This is a genomic window from Sphingosinicella sp., from assembly GCF_052387495.1.
Classification (GTDB): Bacteria; Pseudomonadota; Alphaproteobacteria; order Sphingomonadales; family Sphingomonadaceae; genus Allosphingosinicella.
In genome coordinates, this window is record NZ_JBQTJC010000018.1 from 1 (window position 1) to 3453 (window position 3453).

The window sequence follows — 3453 nt, forward strand, 5'->3', positions numbered from 1 at the left end:
CGCCGACCAAGGCCGAGGCGGAGGCGTTCGTCGCACGGGCCGAGCGCGAGCTGGCCGAATTTTCGGTGATCAACGCCCGCGCGCAATGGGTGACCGCGACCTACATCACCCAGGATACCGACGCGCTCGCCGCCTATTTCGGCACGATCGGAACGCAGATGGGCGTGCGCTTCGCGAGCGAGGCGGCGCGCTACATGACGGCGCCGGGTATCGACGCCGACACGCGGCGCAAACTCAACTTATTGAGGCTCGGCCTGACCCTGCCGGCGCCGACCACCGAGGGCGCCGCCGCCGAATTGAACCGCATCTCGACCGATCTCCAGTCACAATATGGCCGCGGCCGGGGGACGATGAACGGCGAGACGCTGACCGGCAACGAGATCGAGGCCCGGATGGGCACGGTCCGCAATCCGGCGCACCTGCGCGAGATGTGGACGAGCTGGAACGACAATGTCGGCGCGCCGATGCGTCAGCCTTATGCCCGCATGGTCGAGATCGCCAATGCCGGCGCCAGCGAGCTGGGCTTTGCCGACACCGGCGCGATGTGGCGCTCCAATTACGACATGCCGCCGGATGAGTTCATGGCGCTGACCGAGCGGCTGTGGGGCGAGGTCCGCCCGCTCTACGAGCAGATCCACTGCTTCGCCCGCGCCGGGCTCAACCGCACCTATGGCGACGAGGTCCAGGCCGCGACCGGCCCGATCCGCGCCGACCTGCTCGGCAATCTGTTGGCGCAGGAATGGGGCAATATCTACGATGTCGTCGCGCCGCAGGGGGCGACCGGCGAGGCGCCCTACGATCTTACCCAATTGCTCGAGCGCGCGGAATACACGCCCGAGCGCATCGTCCGCCAGGGCGAGGCCTTCTTCAGCTCTTTGGGTTTCGCGCCGCTGCCCGAGACCTTCTGGCAACGCTCGATGATCACCCAGCCCCGCGACCGCGAGGTGGTCTGCCATGCTTCGGCCTGGGACGTCGACAATGTCGAGGATCTGCGCATCAAGATGTGCACCCGCGTGAACGCCGACGATTTCGTCACCGTCCACCACGAGCTCGGCCACAATTACTATCAGCGCGCCTACAACCGGCAGCCGTTCCTCTATCTGAACAGCGCCAATGACGGCTTCCACGAGGCGATCGGCGACATGATCGCGCTCTCGGTGACGCCCGAATATCTCGTCCAGATCGGCCTCTTGCAGCAGAACCAGCTGCCGAGTGCCGAGCAGGACCGGGCGCTCCTGCTCCGCCAGGCGCTCGACAAGATCGCCTTCCTGCCGTTCGGTCTGCTCGTCGACCGCTACCGCTGGGGCATTTTCTCGGGCCAGATTCCGCCGGGAGAATATCAGGCGGCATGGGACCGGATGCGGCTCGAATATCAGGGTATCGTTCCGCCGGTGGCGCGCACCGAGGTGAATTTCGACGCCGGCGCCAAATATCACGTCCCGGCGAGCGTGCCCTACACGCGCTACTTCCTCGCCCGCATCCTCCAGTTCCAGTTCTACAAGGCCGCCTGCGACATCGCCGGCTGGCGCGGCCCGCTCCACCGCTGCACCTTCTACGGCAATCGCGAGGTCGGCCGGCGGCTCAATGAGATGCTCGCGATGGGCGCCTCGCGGCCCTGGCCCGACGCGCTCGAAGCCTTCACCGGCACGCGCGAAATCTCGGCCGAGCCGATGGTCGAATATTTCCAGCCCCTTCTCGGCTGGCTCAGGGAGCAGAACGGGGGTCGCCGGTGCGGCTGGGAGGCGCCGGCGCGCCCGCGTCGGTAAATCGCGGATAAAGGCGCGGCGCGCTACACCGGCGCTTCGCAGCCATTCGGAGCTTTTCTCTATGCGCGCCTTTCGGGCCGTTCCATTGCTGATTTTCGCGTCCGCCGCCGCCGCCGGGCAGGCCCAGCCGTTCAATCCGGCCTCGCCGGAGAACCGGCAGGTGATGCCGGCCTTCAATTATGCGACGGTCGAGGCGGTGCTGACCCAGATCGGCGCGCGCTTCGAGCGGCGCGGCACGGCGGAGCGGCCGGCGCTGACCGTGATCTTCCCAAACGGCCGCCGCGCGGCGATCATCTTCGGCTCGTGCGAGCAGCAGGGCGCGGCCTGCAAGGCGATCAGCGTTCAGGCGGCGTGGTCGCGGCCGGCGGGCATGACGGCGGAGCGGCTCGCGACCAACGTTCAGCGCTTCAACCAGCGCTACGCCTTCGCGCGCGCCTTCCTCACCGCGGACGGGCGGCCCGGCCTGCAGCGTTACCTGACCGCCGATTTCGGCTTCATCCGCGGCAATCTCGCGGTGAACCTGCTCGTCTTCGCCAGCTCCGCCGAGCGCTTCCAGGCCGAGGCGTTACGCTAGAGTTGGCCGAGCATATAATCGGCGCCGGAGACGCTGAACGCGCCCGGCTCCTCGACATTGAGCGACTGGACGACGCCATCCTCGACGATCGCCGACCAGCGCTGGCTGCGCTTGCCCATGCCGAACTTGGAGAAATCGGCGTCCAGCCCGACCGCCTCGGCGAAGGCGCCATTGCCGTCGGCGAGCATCGTCACCTTGCCCTCGGCGCCGGCCTGATTGCCCCAGGCGCCCATCACGAAGGCGTCGTTGACCGAGACGCAGGCGATTTCGTCGACGCCCTTGCCCTTGAGCTCGGCCGCCTTCTCGACATAGCCGGGCAGGTGGCGCGCCGAGCAGGTCGGGGTGAACGCGCCCGGAACGGCGAACAAGGCAACCTTGCGGCCGGCGAAGAATTCGTCCGTCTCGACCGGCTGCGGTCCTTCCGCCGTCGCTTTGGTCAGGGTCATGCTGGGAATGCGGTCGCCGACGCTGATCGTCATGTGAGTCTCCTGGGAATTGGGCCGGGGATTCGGGTCGGCCCGGCCCTTAGCAATTGTGATGCCCCGCGCCAAACGCCTATAGCGCCGCCATGGACGCGCCACGCTTCCTCAGCGGCCAGTTCCTGCTCGCCATGCCCGGCATGGGCGATCCGCGCTTCGACAAGGCGGTGATCGCGATGTGCGTCCATGACGAGGAAGGGGCGCTCGGCATCGGCCTCGGCCGGGTAATCCCTCGGCTCGGCTTCCACGATCTCCTCAAGCAGCTCGATATCGCGCCCGGCCAGGCGCCGAATGCCGCAATCCACCATGGCGGCCCGGTCGAGCCGCAACGCGGCTTCATCCTCCATACCTCGGACTGGGGCGGCTCGGACAGCATCTCGGTCGGCAAGCGCTGGGTGCTTTCGGCGACGCTCGACATCCTGAAAGCGATCGCGGAAGGGAAGGGGCCGTCGCGCTGGGTCGCCGCCTTGGGCTATGCCGGCTGGGGCCCGGGTCAGCTCGAGGACGAGATGGGCCGCCACGGCTGGTTCGTGACGCCGGGCGACGAGCGCCTGCTCTACGAGTGCGACGTCGACTCGCGCTGGGCGGCCGCCTTCCGAGGTGCCGGCATCGACCCGCGCCTGCTCGCCGCGGA

Annotated in this window: 4 protein-coding genes; 3 read left to right on the forward strand and 1 reads right to left on the reverse strand. The window is 68.0% G+C overall.

The window, feature by feature from the left end:
- Window positions 1–1766 (forward strand): M2 family metallopeptidase (locus ACT4N8_RS01355; RefSeq protein WP_444856340.1); only part of this gene is annotated, 1766 nt, incomplete at its 5' end.
- A gap of 61 nt (window positions 1767–1827) precedes the next feature.
- Window positions 1828–2340, forward strand: coding sequence for a YbjN domain-containing protein (locus ACT4N8_RS01360; protein WP_444856341.1), 513 nt, complete (start codon window positions 1828–1830; stop codon window positions 2338–2340).
- On the opposite strand, the gene ACT4N8_RS01365 is transcribed toward ACT4N8_RS01360, so the two are convergent.
- Window positions 2337–2819, reverse strand: a complete 483-nt coding sequence (locus ACT4N8_RS01365; protein ID WP_444856342.1) for a peroxiredoxin — start codon at window positions 2817–2819, stop codon at window positions 2337–2339. The two genes, ACT4N8_RS01360 and ACT4N8_RS01365, sit on opposite strands and share 4 nt — an antisense overlap.
- An 89-nt stretch (window positions 2820–2908) precedes the next feature.
- Here ACT4N8_RS01365 and ACT4N8_RS01370 point away from each other — a divergent pair.
- Window positions 2909–3453: YqgE/AlgH family protein (locus ACT4N8_RS01370; protein ID WP_444856343.1), on the forward strand; the 545-nt coding region annotated here is incomplete at its 3' end.